Source organism: Streptomyces sp. NPDC015171 (genome assembly GCF_043079545.1).
Taxonomy (GTDB): Bacteria; Actinomycetota; Actinomycetes; order Streptomycetales; family Streptomycetaceae; genus Streptomyces.
Map to the genome: position 1 here is coordinate 1 of NZ_JBIBUO010000022.1, position 15,345 is coordinate 15,345.

Genomic DNA, 15,345 nt, shown 5'->3' on the forward strand with positions numbered 1-15,345 from the left:
CGACATCGCCCGCGACCTCACCATCTGGTTGGCCGCCCGCGACTTCCCCCGACGGCCAACCAAACAGGGCAGCGATTTCTAAAACACGCTCTAGGTGAGAGGCAGTACGGGCTCAGGGTCTGCGCTACCAACTGCCCGAGCTGGACGCTCTGCATCATGCCCGGTTCGAGGACGTGATCCGGGAGCTGATGCACCGTGATGGCTGAATCGACGCGGTCCGTGTAGGTGATGGCGGTGGTCTTGGCTCTGATGTGAAGGCAACCGACCCGTACGGAAGGCGCTGGGTGATCCAGTGCAAGCACCGCCGCCAACGGCCTTGCCGTAGCTGCGGTGGGTCACCCGTCCGTTGGTGACGATCACTGCGACGTCTGCCCCGTGTACCGGGCGCGCTGTGCCGTTGAGGACCTACTGGTCCGGGGTGCCCACCCGTGACGTTCGCCAAGCAGCAGCGTCTCCACGTGGTGGACGTGCGGCGTCGAAGAGCGCCTGAGTTCTCCATGACGGGGGGACGCGGCCTGATCGGGTGGTGGAAGTGACGTATCCACCCCAAAGTGCTGACGTCTCTTTGCGTCCGCTCATGCGGCCTGGGTGGCGGGACGTAGCGCACGGTGGCGCATTTGGCCATTGTTCCGTAGCTCCATGATCACGTGGGCGTAGCGAGCCGCGAGGGGGCCATGCTGGCGTTCCCGAATCCCTGCCCATAACTTCGCCTCGGCTGTAGCGTTCCCAGGGAGGGAAGGATCGCCTACCGCCACAGCGAGCATGGGTTCCGGCAGCATTCATTCCATGATCTATATGTGCGGGTGCCGGTCGCAGCGCCGCGTGCTGCATTCGGCGCGCGGCCGCACCCGGCTCACCACGCCAGAGGCGCCGGCCTTCCGCTCTTGCCGTCCTCGCGGCATCCCGAAGTGCCCCCCCGGCGACGTCCAGCCGGTACAGCGTCGACCACAGCCGGGTGTTCGTCTCCTCCCGCACCGTGCCCACCTGCCGGGCCAGGCGGCTCGCGACCGGCAGCAGCACCCGCCCGCTCCCGCGACCACGCCGTCGCCCGGACGCGCGGGCGTGGACGACGGGGTCAGGCCGAAGGCGCTCGCACGTCCATCGGGAAGCTGGCGAAGAACACCCGGACGCTGTCAGCCGACCTCAACCGGATCGAGAGGCGGATCAAGGCACTGACCTGGCACTTCCTTCCGGAAATGCAGAAGACCCAGGACACCAAGGGCACCCTCTCAGCCCGCGCTGACGCGCAGAACGTGGCCCGGCTCCTCGCTGACTACCTCACGCAGGCCCACACCACGTTCTCCCGGGTCGAACACACGGAGGGGACATAGAGCGGGAATCCGATCACGCGCGGCCTTCGCCGCCCCGCAGGTACGCTCCCGCTCGCGCCGCAGCCACTGCGGCCTCGGCGGCCTGGTCCGCGGCGGCTTCGTCGAGGCGGTCGCTGCTGGTCAGCAGGCGGTAGTAGAGCGGTGCGGAGACGGCACGGATCACCTCGTGGGCATCGGTGCCCTCGGGCACCTCGCCCCGGTCGACGGCCTGCTGAACGCAGGGTGCCCACTCCTTGACGCGGATGTCGTAGAAGCGGTGCAGGGCTTCGGCTGTCTTCGCCTCGCAGGTGGCGGCGGCGATCACTGCCTTGAACAGCGCTCCTTGCCGCGGGTCGGCCAAGGTGCGCTGCACGAGCCGGGCGTTGGCCTTGAGATCGCCGAGCAGCGAGCCGGTCTCGGTACGCGGCAGTGACTGCTCGGCCATGTCCACCAGCAGATCGGCCACCAGGCCGGTCACGGTTCCCCAGCGACGGTAGACGGTGGTCTTGCCCACCTCGGCCCGGCGCGCGATGTCGGCGAGGTCCAGATGGGCAAAGCCATGCTCCGCCAGGGCGTCCCCCGCCGCCTGCAGCACCGCCGACCGCACCCGCGCCGTGCGCCCTCCAGGACGGACGGTTCCCGGCTCCGCACCCTCAAACTCCATAACGGGACTCCAGTTTCGTTAATCACTCGCACCTGCTACGTTGAGACTCCACACTAACGGAACTCCAAGACCATTAGTTCGGTTCGGGCGGCGAGAGAGGGAGAGCCATGGAATACAGGCGGCTGGGCGCATCCGGCCTCAAGGTCCCCGCACTGAGTTTCGGCGCCGGCACCTTCGGCGGCCAAGGGCCGCTGTTCGGCGCCTGGGGCAACACCGATGCGCACGAAGCGCGCCGGCTCGTGGACATCTGCCTCGACGCCGGGATCACGATGTTCGACACCGCCGACGTCTACTCCAGCGGGGCCTCCGAGGAGGTGCTGGGCGAAGCGATCAAAGGCCGCAGGGACCAGGTGATCGTGTCCACCAAGACCGGCCTGCCGATGGGCGATGGACCTGGTGATGCGGGCTCCTCTCGTTCGCGCCTGATCACCGCATGCGAGGACGCCCTGCGCCGGCTCGGCACCGACTACATCGACGTGTTCCAGCTGCACGCCTTTGACGCCGGCACGCCGATCGAGGAAGTCCTGTCCACGCTCGACGATCTCGTACGAGCAGGGAAGGTCCGCTACCTCGGCATCTCCAACTTCGCCGGCTGGCAGGCGATGAAGTCCCTCGCGAGCGCGGAGAAGTACGGCCACTCCCGCTATGTCGCACATCAGGTCTACTACTCCCTCATCGGCCGTGACTACGAATGGGAGCTGATGCCCCTCGGGCTCGATCAGGGCCTCGGAGCCCTCGTCTGGAGCCCCCTCGGCTGGGGACGGCTCACTGGCAAAATCCGCCGCGGTCAGCCGCTTCCGGCCAACAGCCGACTGCACCACACCGCGGACTACGGCCCGCCGGTCGAGGACGAACACCTCTACCGCGTGGTCGACGTCCTCGACGAGATCGTGCAGGAGACCGGCAAAAGCATTCCGCAGATCGCCATCAACTGGCTGCTGCAGCGACCGACCGTCTCTTCCGTCATCATCGGCGCCCGCGACGAGAACCAGCTTCGCCAGAACCTCGGTGCCGTCGGCTGGACTCTCACGCCCGAGCAGATGGCGAAACTCGATGCGGCGAGCGGCAGGACAGCGCCCTACCCGTACTTCCCTTACCAGCGACAGGAAGGCTTCGCCCGTCTCAACCCGCCAGCTGTCGCGCCTCCGCCCGCTGCATGACATCCGCGTCGGGCAGCTGGAGCGGTACAGCCGCGCGTCCCAGACTCAGGCGCTGACAGGCCCGGCTTGCCGCAGAGTCCGACAGGAGACCGAGTTCTCGGCAGCGGTACAGCAGGGAGTGCACCGAGACCCCCACACGTCGCACAGCTGCGACGGTTTGTGCAGGTCGGCTCGTGCGGGCAGGTCGGACAGGATCGACTCGCGGGGGGGGAACTCCGCCGCGGAGGTGTCGGTTTCACGCTCCTGTGCGATGTCACCGGGGCTGGCGTCGCCGTGCGGGACCAGATGGCCCAGCTCGTGGGCCGCGCTGAAGCGGTGGCGGTAGACGTCGCCGGTCCTGTTCGGAGTCAACACGATCAGCGGCCGGGGAAGCCGGGCAGGTCGGCCAGCGGAAGCCGGACACGCTTCTCCAGTGCCACACCACGCCCGCGCCAGCGACGCCCAGTGAGCACTTCACGTGCACGGCCCATGGCCTTACCGCATAACCCAGCCACACCACCACTGCACCCCGCCGGCACCGGCACGACGTCGGCGGGACGCAGCGCTGTTCACCGACGACTGGCTGCTGGTCACCCGGAGCGCGATCAGCCCTTGGCCGTCAGACAGAACGGATGCCCGGCTGGATCGATCAGCACCCGCCAGCGATCTTCATTGGGCTGGCACTCCGGCTTGCTTGCGCCCAGATCCAGGAGCCATGCCTCGGCCTCGTCCAGGTCGTCGACATCGAAGTCGAAGTGGAACTGCTGGGGGACGGTTTGGTCGGGCCAGCGGGGAGCCCGGTAGTCATCGACCCGCTGGAAACCGATGAAGAGTCCGTCCTCGTGGTTGAGACCGGCAAAGTCGGCGTCGGACTTCGGATGCGGTTCGAGGCCGGTGGCCTGCTGATAGAACGCAGCCAGCGCCAAAGGGTCTGAGCAGTCGAGTGTTATCGCGGACAGCTTCATCTGCGGTGGCATGGCAGCTCCGGGCCGGTCGGTGACTCTCGCGATGTCACACGCTAACTGATCGTTTCAGAATGACGTGCATGGTCAGGTGGTTGTGTGCTGCGAGGATGCGTTTTCGAGCGAGCGGTCGAGGACGGGGGCAGGTCGTGACGAAGTGGCAATTTTTGCAGGGGGAGTCCCTGCTCAGTGAGCTGAGTGAGTACTGATGTGACCAGCCGAACTTCTTGGCGCGCTATGCCAGGGCCGGGATGGGAGAGCGTGAGGACCTTGTTCGAGGCTTTGGCAGCTCTCCGGGGTCCGGATCCAGATGGGTCTAGGACTGTCGCAGTGGTGAAGCCCTGGCGTGACTTGGACCTCACGCTGGTTCCGGTCGGCGGCGGGCGGTCCGATGTCCGCCTCAGTTACTGACCCGGGGAGCGGCGACTCTTCTGGAGTCGTCGCAGGCAGATCACGCTGGGCGAGTTCTGGCAAGCCCTGGTAGAGGCCGGCGCGTCGGTCGTAGCGGATGCGGAGCCGTTTGGGGATCCCGCCGTCGCAGGGAGCGATGCGTAGCTTCTTCACGAATTCGCCGGAAGACCTGCCGAACGCACGGAAGTACATTGCGGCTTGTCGCGACTACGTGATGACCAAGATCGCGTACCTGTCCGGTGTCCGTGCGGCGGATCTGTGCGGGGTGTGCACGGGTGACATTCACTGGGAGACTGCACCGGCCGCCGGCGAGGTCCCGACGATGACGAAGGGCGCACGAATAGTGGCCGCGTATACTGCCTCGGCCGCCTTCATCGCATTGTGCGGCTCCATCGCCGGCGGTGTCAGCCGCCATGTTCCCGAGAAGGAAACGTCATCCGCCGGTCAGCAGAGTTCCATGGCCCTTCCGATGTCCGCACCCCTTTGCTGGGCTACGGATGTTCCTGCCACCAGCGGTCCGTCTCGGCGCGAGACACTTCGGCGTCGTACTGACTCGCATCGAAGTGGAGCTCCGGCGGGGGGTGGGGCACGGGGGTGTGCGCCGCCCCCGGAACCTCCCAGTCCGACCACTGCACGATCTCCCCGAACCGCTGGACGACCACGGTCAGGGAGCCACAGCAGCCACCGGTGCAGTCCGGTTCCCCCAGCTCCAGGCGGCGTGCCTCGCCGGTCGCCCGGAGAGGGCTGGGACAGTCGGTCGGCAGCGCATCAGTCGCATACGGTCCGCGGCCGTGTTCGCCAACCGCCTCTTCGACCACGTCCTCGCCGTTGACCCAGAACCGCAACTGCGCAGGGAACCGTGGCCCCGGCGGGAGCACCTTGATCTCCAAACGATCGAACATCAGGTCACCCTACGGCGCACGCCCGACATCGGTGTCGGCCGCTCGTCCGCCAGCCGAAGCACGGTAGTTGTCACATAAGCGACTTGTTCTCATCAAGCTCAGCAGGTGCCGGGCGGAAGTGTCACGCTCACTGCGCAGCGGGGTTGCTGTAGTCGTCGACAAGTGGGCTGTGGCGTTCGGTGAGTGGGCCAACGCCGAGGTCTTCGCGCATGAGCTTGCGCATCTCGGCGGCTGCTTTGCCGCGTGCCTCCCAGCGGGCGCGATCCTCTGGGCTGCTGACAACGGTGCCGTCGGCATAGCCGTCGCAGATGCGTCGCAGGCAGTGGAACACGCTGTTGGAGGCCTGGACGACGGGTTGGGGTGCGATAAGCCACATCCGTTCTGATGCGATTGCGATGCCTGAATCCCGAAAGGCTTCACGCAGTGCAAGCGCCCGCTCGTCGTCCGAGGGGTGCCCTCGCTTTGCCAAGGCCCGCAGGGTCTCACCGAGGACCTTCACCGTGGTGGTGTACTGCGTGTAGATGTCGAGCCGCAGTCGATGGGCTTCTTTGACATCCTCATGCTTCCACCGGTTCCGGTCGGCGATGAGAGTGGCGACGATGCCGATCGCGGCCCCGGTCAGAGTGGAGAGCAGTGGCAACCAATCCATGCAGGCCAGCTTGGGCCATCCCGTGACGGCGGCGCCAGGTGGCTGACCCCGTAACCCATCTCACGGCCGGCACCACGCCTGTCGAGCGGCGATGGTGGTCAGGCGGCTGCGCATCGCGGGAGCCCGATCGGTTCAGTGCACCGCCATGAGCCGCGCTTCACCGCCACTCACCTCAAGGCGGTAGTTGTCGAGACAGCACAGCGGTGGTCTGTCAGTGCAGGATGCTGACGGCTCGCGCGATCACGAGGAGTGAGGTCAACAGGGCGGAGACACTCTGGACACTCATCATGGCCTTGGCACGGGTCGTCAGCGGCATGGTGTCGGTCGGGCTGAAGGCCGTGGAGTTGGTGAGGGACACATACAGGTAGTCGGTCAGCGTCGGAACCCAGTCCGAGGTGGCACTGGCACCGTCGGCGACCTCCTGGACGGCGTCGTCGTTCTCGTCCTGGGAGAAACGGAAGTCCGCCAGAGGCAGCATGGAACGAGGCTCCTGGGTGCGGCTGACGGGGCCGCCTCGGTCCAGCTCCCAGTAGGCCAGACCGAAAACGATGATGTTGGTGAGCCACACCTGCAGCGCCGCCAGGAGCAGGGAGCGGCCGTCCTTCACCCCGGCGTACACCAGCTCATGGATCAGGACGGTCAATGCCACGAGGTTGCTCACGGCGATGACCGCTACCAGCGTCAGCGACAGCACCCGAAAAGCCTTCGTCTGCCGGGTCAGACGTTTCGGGTTGATCGCGATCAGTGGAATGAGCAGCAGGCATTCCAGGGCGGGCAGCACATAACGAGGAGCGATCAGCAGCCGTTGCGGCAGCACCAGGTACAGAGCGATCGCGGCCAGCGTCGCGATCACCGCCGGCAGTCGCGCCTCACCCCTGCGCTCATGCCGAGGATGCCTGGTGCTCGCATCTGCACGCCTACGCGCCATACCGCCTGGTCCTCCGTTTCCCGCCACGGGCAGCGCCACGGCGCCCTCGCATCCCTCATCGATGCCGGCCACCGGGCACCGCGAGCATGTACCCCGTCACGCCGGGGTCGGATCAGCATTCGGAGCAGTACATCGCCGACTTCCACCGGAGAGGATGACCGCGTGGACGAGTCGCACCGCACGATCTTCCGGCACCTCATGGACGACCGAGGCACCGCGGCGTCCGGACCGCCGTGGACGCCGGTCTCGCCACCCCTATGACGGACGTTCGGCCGACCATGCGATCGTCATAGCCCAGCGCGTGGTCCACCTGGTCACCGTGCACGAGGGAACCACCTGCTCCCCCGGTCCAGCCCGCGACCGCCTGGCCTGCCGGCGAGCCGGCTCCAGGTTGACCAACTCATCGGGGACGTCTTCACGGGCCGGATCCTAGGCGTCGAGCGCGGCGCCAGGCGGCCGGGCTCACCGACCGATCGGGTACAGCTTCCGGTTGAAGGGATGCGTCATGACCTGGCCGCTCCCGGAGCCGATGCCGGGGAGCCAGCGGAGCCGGCTTGGCCCCGTGGCTTGTCGGGCGAGTCGGTACTCGTCGGCTTCGCGGATGAGTTCGTGGGGACGGATCTGGTGCACGTCGAAGTGCATGCCGCTCGCTCCTACTGCTGGAGCTCCATGACGTCGGCGACTACGCAGCTGACGTTGTCGGGTCCGCCGGAGGCGTTGGCGAGGGCGATGAGTTCGCGGACGGCCTGCTCGGGCTCACTGATCTCGGAGAGTACTCGGTGGATGTCTTGACTCGGCACGACAGTCGACAGGCCGTCGGAGCAGAGCAGATATCGGTCTTCCATCCGCGCGTCGTGGAGGCGCACGTCGGGAGTGGTGTCGGCTCCTGGGCCCAGGGCCCGCTCCAAGAGCGACCGTTGGGGATGGGAGGCGGCCTCTTCCGGACTGAGGCGTCCTTCGTCAACCATCGACTGGACCAAGGTGTGGTCGTGGGTGATCTGGAACAGCTCTCCGCCGCGCAGGAGGTAGACGCGGGAGTCGCCGATGTGGACGAGTGCCAGCTGTGATCCGGTCCAGAGCATCGCGGTGAGCGTCGTGCCTGTGCCTTCGGATGCAGAGCCCGTCCCGGCGGCGTCGTGCACGGCCTGCTTGGCCTGTTCGATGACGTCTTCGAGGACGTTGAGGAGGTTGCCGGCAGGGATGCTGTCGGTTTCGAGGTGCTTGAGCGCGTCGATGGCGGCTGCGCTGGCAGGGGCTCCCTGGCTTCCGCAGCCGTCGGCGACAGCGAAGAGCCGGGATCCCGCGTACGCGGTGTCCTGGTTGCTCTCGCGGACGAGACCCGTGTCGGAAAGAGCGGCGTAACGGATTCCGAGGGGCTTGGCGGTCGGGGACATGGCGGGGTCCTTCCGTGACAGGTGGTCGATGAGGAAGGTGGCCAGGTCCCGTCGTGTGGCGGTGTCGGCCTCGACCTGGGCCCAGAACGCGCGGACCTCTTGGCCCGCCGGGCCCGCGTCCAGCGCGCAGACGTGCTGAATGCGGGCCAGCGGCATTCCCAGGCGCCGGAGCCAGGCGACGAGTCTGGCCTGGTCCAACTGGTCGGGTGCGTACAGGCGGTAGCCGGTCACCGGGTCGACGCGTGCTGGGCTCAGCAGGCCGAGCTCGTCGTAAAGACGCAGCGCCTTCGGCGACAGCCGGGACGCCTTCGCGAACGCCCCGATGGTCAGCAACCCCATGCTCGCTCCTCCTCATGCCGAGCGCATTACCCGGCCCACTGATGTTGTGGCCTCCCCCAAGGTGAAGGTCAACCAAGGAGGCGCCGGTGCCGGAAGCAGCCAGGGCTGCGTTCTCAAGGGCCAAAAGCGACGAGGCGGTCCATCGCGGCGAGGATCGACTGGCGGGCACCGATGGCGGCAGGCCCTATGCCATGGCATCGTGCCGCTTGTGATCTGCCGGGACCCTGCTGAACACCGCTGTGCGGCGGTCCCGCGCCCGACTGGGGCGGGGCCGCCGCACAGCGGTGTTCACGTACTGCGGGGCTCAGCGGCGGTACATCACGTAGAGCTTGCTGTTGTGGGAGGCCGCTGACGGTTCGTCCATGGGCTTCGCCGGCGCCTGCCAACTGACGTGGCCCAAGGCGCCCCAGTGCTGGGATTCTCGGCAGAAGCGCAGCGCGCCCTCCGTATCGCGGTGGAAGACCCACAGGTCGTCCTGGTGGACGGCGAGGGCAGGTCCGTGCGTGCTGGGCCACGCATTGACGGTGCCGACGTTGGTCCAGTGGGGCCGCACCTCAGTCCCGTAGAGCTTGCTCGTCCCGGTGGCCGCGTACATGCGCTGGTCAGTCCCGGTAGCGATCCGCCACAGCCGGCCCTTGTATCTGGCCATGGCAGCGGGCCGGGTGACGATCCAGCCGAGATTGTCACCCCAGCTGCCACGCCAGGAGGTCCATGTCTTGTGATGCCAGTGGGTGTTGAGCCGGCCGTCCGGACCCGAGTGGTTCATCCACAGGTACACGTCCAGATCGCCGACGGCCAGGGCCGGTGCCCTCTCCGCTTTCGAAGGCACCGACGTCACCTCGGTCCAAGAGGTGCCGTTGCTGGTGGTCGCCCATCGGAGCACGTCGTCCTTACCGGTCAGGGCGAGGTGGAGCTTGCCGCTGAACTCGCACAGCGCGACCGCGTAGAGGGAAGCCCACCCGTGGATCTGTTGGGGCTCACTCCAGGTCGTTCCGTCCATGACCGTCCACATCACCGCCTGGTCGGGCCGGACATACACGCAGTGGAGCTTGCCCTTGAACGACGCCAGCGCGGGCGCGGTCATGCTGTCCCACGGAAGCGTGACCGGTACCGACCAAGCGGCAGTGAGGCCGCTGCCGGTACGCACTGCGTACTCCAGGGCTCCCACGGGGAAGGGCACCATGTCGCCGCTGTACTTCACGGTCAGCAGGTGGTGGCCATCGCCGTTGAAGTCCCAGGTGCGGAGCTTGCCGCGGGCCATGAGCGCCAGATCGTACTGGTCGAGGAGGATGACCCGAGCGCACGAGAGGTCGTCCTCGTTGCGGACATGGCTGACGACCCAGGCGAACATGCCGGCGATCTCCGCCGCCAGGCCGACAAGCATTTCCGTGTGGCCGCCGGGCAGCATGCCGGCCAGCGCCCACCCCCAGTGGCTGAAGATCCGATCGCTCATCTCGGTCAGCGCGGTCTGCAGGGCCCGGGCCCATGCCGGGGGGCTCTGGTCCGCCTCCCAGCAGGACAGGGACAGCACCAGGCCCTCGCTGACCTGCCCCTCGAAGACAGTCCGGCGCGAGACGTCGAAGGTGCCGGTCTCATTGACCTTCATCTTGCCGAACTCCTGCGAGATGAAGCCCACGCCTGATTGCTTGTCACTGCCGGTGGAGGAAGCCCAGTAGATCTCGTCCTTGCCACCCCCCTGGTCGCCCACTGCCCGCCTGCACCGGAAGCTCTCCAGCTCCAGCTTCACCCGGAACGTCGGCGCGGTCGCCCGCTCCGCCCCGAGCCGCGACGGGTCCCCGGTGTCGTGAGCGGCGCCCGACACGCGCCGAGGCCGCTGGAAGACGGTGGCGCCGAACCCGTACGAGGGGAGCGCCTGTACAAACGAGGGGCTGTCAGCGTTTTTGCCGGCCGCGGTCGCCTCCCGGTCCACGATCGAGGTATTGGGCAGCGCCGCGTGCTCCTGACCCACCGCAGGCAGGACGAGCCCCAGATCGGTGAGAGCGAAGCCTGTGCCCACCGGTCGACCGGAGATGGCCGGGGGCACCACGGCCACCCGTTCGCCCAGCGCCTGCACCGCCTCCCGGTACACCCGGCCCCAGTCCTTGACCTCCTGCTCGGGCAGCGCCGCCCCCAGCACCTCCAGCAGCCACCGCTCCAGGTCGCTGAGCGCCTTGCCCTGCCGCAACCGGTCCGCGGCATGCAACGAGGCACCGATCAGCACGTTCGTGTGCCCCTGCGTCGCAAACCGCTCAGCCCGCGCCCTGGTGGATGTTCCCATCAACGAGTTGCGTAGCCGCTCCAGTCGTTCCGCCGGCGGCGCGTCCCCACGTTCGGTCACAGAACCCCCATCCCTGCAAAACACCCCACACCCGCACAGGTCAGGGCAGCGGCCCGAACCTCCCCCACCTGAAAGTCACAGAAACTGAACGCACCGTAATCGACTGGATATCTTCAAAGGTGTCCTGCAATGAGCCTGCCGCACTGGCGTGGAGCGTGGCGTACAGCGACAACGTCAGCGGTGGAGGCACGACCGACGCCCTCCGCCACACTGGTGGGACCACCGAGGATCTGGTCGCCGTCGGGCTGGCTGCCCTGCCGGCCCCGTGGCGGCTGGGCGTCTCGTTCCCCCGGCAGGCCGACCTCATCGCGATGCTCGACGTACGTCACGGCACCTGGCGGATCACGCCCGAGGTAACACGAGGAGCCACCCGGCGAGGTGCCGGGTGCGGGCGGTGGCGGGTCACGCAGCGTACGGAGAGGCACCACGAGGGAACTCGCCCACAGGAGCGTCCGCATGACCGGTCCCGAGGGTGCGTGGCGCCGTTGGCGGGGCGTGGGGCGGCTGCGGACCATGCCGCGGGCGCGCAGCTCGCTGAGGTCGGGCGGGCGGGCGGATGCACGGTCAAGCGCAGGGGATCAGGAACCGCTCAACCTGCCGGCGAGACGGGTGGGCGCACCGAGTGACCGCGTGACCGGCGCCCGGACTCACGGCTCGTCGCCCGCGTGGCCCCAGCCGGGCAGCGGCGGCTGGGGCCACGCCGGCGGGCGCGACAGGAGACGCGCCGGGCGGTCGGCCGTCAGCGTGCCGGCCGGAGTCCGCCCGGTGAGCCAGCCGAGCACCTGGTGCCCGGCCCCGGCGACCGAGGCCCCTTCCGGTGCCAGGGACCAGCTCCGGCCGAGGTCCACCGCCTCCACCGAGGCGAGCGGGAAGCCCCGGGCGCGCAGGGTCGCGAGGGTGTCGTCCAGTGCCCAGGCGACGTAGGCGTCGGGCCACTGCTCGGTGCCGTGGCCGGTGCCCAGGTCGAGGTGGTGGGTCTCCAACTCACGCAGACAGCGCAGCAGGACGTACCAGGCGGGGTGCCGCCAGCCGGGCAGCGCCGGCACCAGTCGCTCCCAGGCGGGGGCGGGCATCGCGCGGGCCCGGACGGAGAACCGGTCCAGATCGTGCCGCAACCGGGTCGCGATGCGGTCGGCGGACAGCAGGGCGTCCCGCTCGACCGCCGACGCGAGCGCCGCCGCGTCCGTGCGCGGCCCCGGTTCACAGCCGGTGTGCGCGAGCCCCAGCAGCCACACGTACGCGTCGACGGTGTGGGCGACATGCGCCAGGACGTGGCCGCGCGTCCACCCCGGCAACGCCGACGGCGCACGCACCGCCGTGTCGGACAGGCGCGACGCGGTGCGCAGGAGGCGGGCACCGGAGCCGACGACGTAGCCGATGGCGTCGTCCGCGAAGGTCGGGTGCCGGCTCACCGGAACTCCCCTACCGCCTCGGTGGGGCCCGTGATGGGACGGTTCCTCGCGTCCGACCGCGCCGCCCGCCCCCGCCCGGAGGTGGGCGGGGTGCGCCTCGTAAGCCGGGCCGTTCACGCCGCCGCCCGCCGATCACGCAGCGCCGGGCCCAGTGCGGCCGTCATCATCAGCGCCGTCAACGCGAACCCCCAGGCGTACCCCGTGTGCGTTGTGAGCAGGCCGAAGCCCGCGGCTCCGACGCCCATCCCGCCGTCGTAGGCGAGGTTCCACAGCGCGGAGACGGTGCCGTACGACGGGCGGGAGACGCGGCTGTACATGAGGGTGAGGGTGGCGTTCTGGACGACGCCGAAGCCGGTGCCGAACACGGCCGCGCCTGTCAGTACGGCGACCGGACTGGCCGTGGCCGCCAGCATCGACAGCCCTGCCGCCGACGCGAGCAGACCGGGGGCGACGAGCCGCGTGGCGCCCCGGCGGTCGCCGTACCAGCCCGCCGCGTAGCGGGCCGCGGTGGACGCGGTGCTCTGCACCAGCAGGGCCGCAGTGGCGATGCCCGCCGACGCGCGCGGGACGGCCAGTGGCAGGAACGTCACCAGGATGCCGGCGGCGAGTGCGGTGGCGAAGAAGACCGCCGTGGGGCGCCGCAGCCCGACCGCGCGCACGGCGGCCACCATGCCGAGCGCGCGCGTCTCGGCGCTCACGGCTCGGCGCTCGGGCGTGCTCGGCGCCTGGACCTCCCGAAGCGCCGCCACGGTCGGGATCGCCGCCAGGGCCGCCAGGCCCCCGGTCGCGGTGAGCGCAACGTAGCCGAGGTGTTCGGACATCCAGACCCCCAAGGGCAGGCTGACGAGCGACGGCACACCGCCCACCACGCCGACGAGGGCCAGCCCTTCGCCCCGGCGCTCGGCGGGGATCAGGGCCGCGGTCAGGGCGCCGCCGGCCACCATCGTGAGGCCGAAGCCCAGGCCGCGTACCAGGCACATCGACGCGGTCCACGCCGCGCCGCCGTCGAGGGGCAGTGCGAGGGCGGGGGTGCCCAGCAGGAACAACCCGGCCGCCAGCGGCCCCCGGTGGCCGTACCGGCCGAGGATGCGGGGGCCGGCCAGCTCGCCGAGCACCGTGGACAGCATGAGTGCGCTCGTCGCGAGGCCCGCCGCACCGCGGCCGACGTGCGTAGGCACCGCCGACAGCAGCAGGAAGAAGCTCACCGTCACGGCCACCACGCTCACGAGCCGCAGCAACAGGGCGCGGCTGAGCAGGGGTGGTCGCGCCGGTGCGGGAGCCTTCGCGGCGGTGGATTCCGGGACGAGGGGCGGGTCGGCGCCAGGAGTCATGCCGCCGACACTAGGGAGTGACCGGATCGCCGGTAAGCTCCAATTCCATGACCGTACAGTGGGCCGGTTTGTCGCCCGAGCTGCTGCTGGGCCTCGACCGGAGCAGTGGTGAGCAGCTGCGCGTCCAGGTGGAGCGGCAGCTCCGGGACGCGATCCGCGGTGGCCGCCTCGCCGCGGACGAACGCCTTCCCTCCTCGCGTGAACTGGCCCGTTCGCTGGGCCTGTCCCGCGGTCTGATCCAGGACTGCTACGCCCAACTGCAGGCCGAGGGCTACCTGGTCACCCGGGTCGGCTCGGCCACCCGCGTCGCCGCCTGCGCACCCCTCGCCGCCCCCGTCGAGCCGTCGGCCGAAGACACCGCGCAACCCTCGCGCCTGATAGCCGACTTCCGGCACGGCGTGCCCGACCTGGCCTCGTTCCCGCGTGCCGACTGGCTGTGGGCGGTCAGGGAGGCGGCCCGCCGGATGCCGACATCCGACCTCGACTACGGAGATCCGCGCGGCAGTCTGGACCTGCGCGGGGTCGTCGCCGCCTACCTGCGCCGGGTCCGCGCGGCCGCCGCCGAACCGGACCGCACTCTCATCTGCTCCGGCTACGCCCAGGGGCTGGCGCTGGCCCTCCAGGTGCTGGCCCGCGCCGGCGTCCTTGCCGTCGCACATGAGGACCCCGGCAGTCCCGCATCGACGAGCGCGGCCGTCCGTGCGGCGGGCCTCACCCCGGTCCCCGTCCCGGTCGACGCGCGCGGCATCGACGTGGCGGCTCTGGAGGCGAGCGGCGCTCGCGCGGTGATCGTCACCCCTGCGCACCAGTGGCCCACCGGTGTCCTCCTCGCCCCGGAACGCCGTCACGCCCTGCTCGCCTGGGCGCGGCGCCGCGACGCGTACGTCATCGAGGACGACTACGACGCCGAGTTCCGCTACGACCGTGAACCGGTCGGCTCTCTCCAGGGCCTCGCCGCCGACCGGGTGGTCTCGATCGGCACCGTCAGCAAGTCCCTGGCCCCTGCCCTGCGCATCGGCTGGCTGCTGAGCCCTCCGGCGCTCACCGCGCCGCTCACCGAGGCGAAGCGCAGCGCGGACCGGGGCACGCCCACCCTCGACCAACTGGCCCTGGCCCGGCTGATCGAATCGGGCCGATACGACCGCCATCTGCGCCGTATGCGCACCCTGTACGGGGCCCGCTGCCGGACGTTGCGCGCCGCCTTGGCCGAGCATGCCCCCGGCGTGCGCCTGACCGGCCTCGCGGCGGGGTTCCACGCCGTGGCCCATCTGCCGGACGGAACGGACGAGTTGACGGTGATCACGGCGGCGCGCGCCCGCCGGGTCGGCTTGTACGGGATGAGCGCGTGCCGTGCCTCGGGCGGCACGGAGCCTTCCCAACTCGTTCTCGGCTTCGGTGACGTGCCCGAACGGGCGATCGCGGAGGGGATCGCGGCGGTCGGTGACCTCCTCGGCGACGTCCGGGTGGCGGAGGCAGGCGTCCGGAGCTGACCGCGCGTACTGGCCCGGTCGCGGCGTTGAGCGCACAGAGCGGTCGGCTCTGTGCCGGTGGTCGTTAGGTCCGCGG

The 15,345-nt window shown here is 69.5% G+C and carries 14 protein-coding genes; 3 read left to right on the forward strand and 11 right to left on the reverse strand.

Annotated features, from left to right (window positions below):
* Positions 1-1,196: 1,196 nt before the first annotated feature.
* Complete coding sequence (locus ACF073_RS36360) at positions 1,197-1,331, forward strand: hypothetical protein (RefSeq protein WP_392075770.1); 135 nt, start codon at positions 1,197-1,199, stop codon at positions 1,329-1,331.
* Positions 1,332-1,344: 13 nt separating this feature from the next.
* Here the strand turns inward: ACF073_RS36360 and ACF073_RS36365 are convergent, their stop codons facing one another.
* The gene (locus tag ACF073_RS36365) at positions 1,345-1,974 is read right to left on the reverse strand and encodes a TetR/AcrR family transcriptional regulator (protein WP_392075771.1); all 630 of its coding nucleotides are present in this window, start codon (positions 1,972-1,974) and stop codon (positions 1,345-1,347) included.
* 107 nt (positions 1,975-2,081) lie between these two features.
* On the opposite strand from ACF073_RS36365, the gene ACF073_RS36370 reads away from it, so the two are divergent.
* Positions 2,082-3,134 (forward strand): aldo/keto reductase, encoded by a 1,053-nt coding sequence (locus ACF073_RS36370; protein ID WP_392075772.1) that lies wholly within the window; start codon positions 2,082-2,084, stop codon positions 3,132-3,134.
* Positions 3,135-3,179: 45 nt separating this feature from the next.
* On the opposite strand, the gene ACF073_RS36375 is transcribed toward ACF073_RS36370, so the two are convergent.
* From ACF073_RS36375 to ACF073_RS36420, 10 genes are all read right to left on the reverse strand, one after another.
* Positions 3,180-3,488 (reverse strand): ImmA/IrrE family metallo-endopeptidase, encoded by a 309-nt coding sequence (locus ACF073_RS36375; RefSeq protein ID WP_392075773.1) that lies wholly within the window; start codon positions 3,486-3,488, stop codon positions 3,180-3,182.
* Between the two features lie 230 nt (positions 3,489-3,718).
* The gene (locus tag ACF073_RS36380) at positions 3,719-4,090 is read right to left on the reverse strand and encodes a VOC family protein (protein WP_392075774.1); all 372 of its coding nucleotides are present in this window, start codon (positions 4,088-4,090) and stop codon (positions 3,719-3,721) included.
* Positions 4,091-4,977: 887 nt separating this feature from the next.
* Positions 4,978-5,388 (reverse strand): hypothetical protein, encoded by a 411-nt coding sequence (locus tag ACF073_RS36385; RefSeq protein WP_392075775.1) that lies wholly within the window; start codon positions 5,386-5,388, stop codon positions 4,978-4,980.
* A gap of 127 nt (positions 5,389-5,515) precedes the next feature.
* Positions 5,516-6,037 carry a hypothetical protein gene (locus ACF073_RS36390; RefSeq protein ID WP_392075776.1) on the reverse strand — a complete coding sequence of 174 codons (522 nt, stop codon included), beginning with the start codon at positions 6,035-6,037 and terminating at the stop codon, positions 5,516-5,518.
* A gap of 211 nt (positions 6,038-6,248) precedes the next feature.
* A complete protein-coding gene (locus ACF073_RS36395; RefSeq protein ID WP_392075777.1) occupies positions 6,249-6,890 on the reverse strand; it encodes a hypothetical protein in 642 nt (213 codons plus the stop codon).
* A 537-nt stretch (positions 6,891-7,427) separates the two neighbouring features.
* Positions 7,428-7,607 (reverse strand): hypothetical protein, encoded by a 180-nt coding sequence (locus ACF073_RS36400; RefSeq protein ID WP_392075778.1) that lies wholly within the window; start codon positions 7,605-7,607, stop codon positions 7,428-7,430.
* An 11-nt stretch (positions 7,608-7,618) separates the two neighbouring features.
* Complete coding sequence (locus ACF073_RS36405) at positions 7,619-8,698, reverse strand: MerR family transcriptional regulator (protein ID WP_392075779.1); 1,080 nt, start codon at positions 8,696-8,698, stop codon at positions 7,619-7,621.
* Positions 8,699-9,002: 304 nt separating this feature from the next.
* Complete coding sequence (locus ACF073_RS36410; protein ID WP_392075780.1) at positions 9,003-11,036, reverse strand: hypothetical protein; 2,034 nt, start codon at positions 11,034-11,036, stop codon at positions 9,003-9,005.
* A 647-nt stretch (positions 11,037-11,683) separates the two neighbouring features.
* Positions 11,684-12,448 (reverse strand): maleylpyruvate isomerase family mycothiol-dependent enzyme, encoded by a 765-nt coding sequence (locus tag ACF073_RS36415; protein WP_392075781.1) that lies wholly within the window; start codon positions 12,446-12,448, stop codon positions 11,684-11,686.
* Positions 12,449-12,561: 113 nt separating this feature from the next.
* Entirely contained in the window at positions 12,562-13,779 is a 1,218-nt protein-coding gene (locus ACF073_RS36420) for an MFS transporter (RefSeq protein WP_392075782.1), read from the reverse strand.
* Between the two features lie 47 nt (positions 13,780-13,826).
* Between ACF073_RS36420 and ACF073_RS36425 the strand changes: the two genes are divergently transcribed.
* Positions 13,827-15,269 (forward strand): PLP-dependent aminotransferase family protein, encoded by a 1,443-nt coding sequence (locus ACF073_RS36425; protein WP_392075783.1) that lies wholly within the window; start codon positions 13,827-13,829, stop codon positions 15,267-15,269.
* Positions 15,270-15,345: the final 76 nt, after the last annotated feature.

Coding starts and splice junctions, on each gene's coding strand:
- ACF073_RS36360 (WP_392075770.1), top strand. CDS start 1,197: ATGCAGAAGACCCAGGACACCAAGGGCACCCTCTCAGCCCGCGCTGAC.
- ACF073_RS36365 (WP_392075771.1), bottom strand. CDS start 1,974: ATGGAGTTTGAGGGTGCGGAGCCGGGAACCGTCCGTCCTGGAGGGCGC.
- ACF073_RS36370 (WP_392075772.1), top strand. CDS start 2,082: ATGGAATACAGGCGGCTGGGCGCATCCGGCCTCAAGGTCCCCGCACTG.
- ACF073_RS36380 (WP_392075774.1), bottom strand. CDS start 4,090: ATGCCACCGCAGATGAAGCTGTCCGCGATAACACTCGACTGCTCAGAC.
- ACF073_RS36385 (WP_392075775.1), bottom strand. CDS start 5,388: ATGTTCGATCGTTTGGAGATCAAGGTGCTCCCGCCGGGGCCACGGTTC.
- ACF073_RS36390 (WP_392075776.1), bottom strand. CDS start 6,037: ATGGATTGGTTGCCACTGCTCTCCACTCTGACCGGGGCCGCGATCGGC.
- ACF073_RS36400 (WP_392075778.1), bottom strand. CDS start 7,607: ATGCACTTCGACGTGCACCAGATCCGTCCCCACGAACTCATCCGCGAA.
- ACF073_RS36405 (WP_392075779.1), bottom strand. CDS start 8,698: ATGGGGTTGCTGACCATCGGGGCGTTCGCGAAGGCGTCCCGGCTGTCG.
- ACF073_RS36420 (WP_392075782.1), bottom strand. CDS start 13,779: ATGACTCCTGGCGCCGACCCGCCCCTCGTCCCGGAATCCACCGCCGCG.
- ACF073_RS36425 (WP_392075783.1), top strand. CDS start 13,827: ATGACCGTACAGTGGGCCGGTTTGTCGCCCGAGCTGCTGCTGGGCCTC.